The sequence below is a fragment of the Vibrio sp. 1401 genome (assembly GCF_033340295.1).
The window spans coordinates 1-555 of the sequence record NZ_JAWOWF010000694.1 but is presented as its reverse complement, the minus strand read 5'-3'; the positions used below and the strand labels follow the sequence as shown (position 1 = coordinate 555).

At 48.8% G+C, this 555-nt stretch carries 1 protein-coding gene; it reads left to right on the top strand.

Annotated elements, in window-relative coordinates:
• A partial coding sequence (locus R7Z77_RS27640; RefSeq protein WP_318137344.1) for a DUF2339 domain-containing protein occupies nt 1-407 on the top strand: 407 nt, incomplete at its 5' end.
• Between the last annotated feature and the right edge of the window lie 148 nt (nt 408-555).

The window sequence follows — 555 nt, the reverse complement described above, 5'->3', positions numbered from 1 at the left end:
TTAGACGCTGGAATACGCTGCGTGTACACCGATTAGCGGTCGCATGTCTTGGCTTTGCATTAGCGGCCATTTGGCTAGGGATGTCGATTCGACAGTTCTGGCAAACCACGTCAATGACGCTGTTTCAACCGACCAGTATGGCGGAGTTGTTTAGCTACTCAGTGGCAGGATTAATGGTTGGTGGCGCTTTAACTTGGCGTGGCGTCACTCACAAGGCGATGATGATGCAACGCATCGGCTTAATTATATTGGCCTTTGTGGCGTTGAAAGTCTTCTTGTGGGATGTAAGCTCTTTGGACGGGTTCTGGCGCGCCATCAGCTTCTTAGGCTTGGGGGCATCACTTATTGCGTTGGGGTGGCTATTTCAAAAACTGCATCGCTCAGTCACTCAGACCTCTGAGCCATAATCGACGTTCTTCAACACAAAAAGATAAGCGGAAAAGAGAGATTCCCGACAATGCATTTTCGCCGTTATTGGGGGGCAGCAAAAATGTAAAGCCGGGAATCATTGGAGTGTTCTTTGAAACGGCGTTATTTCAACAATGCAACCACCGT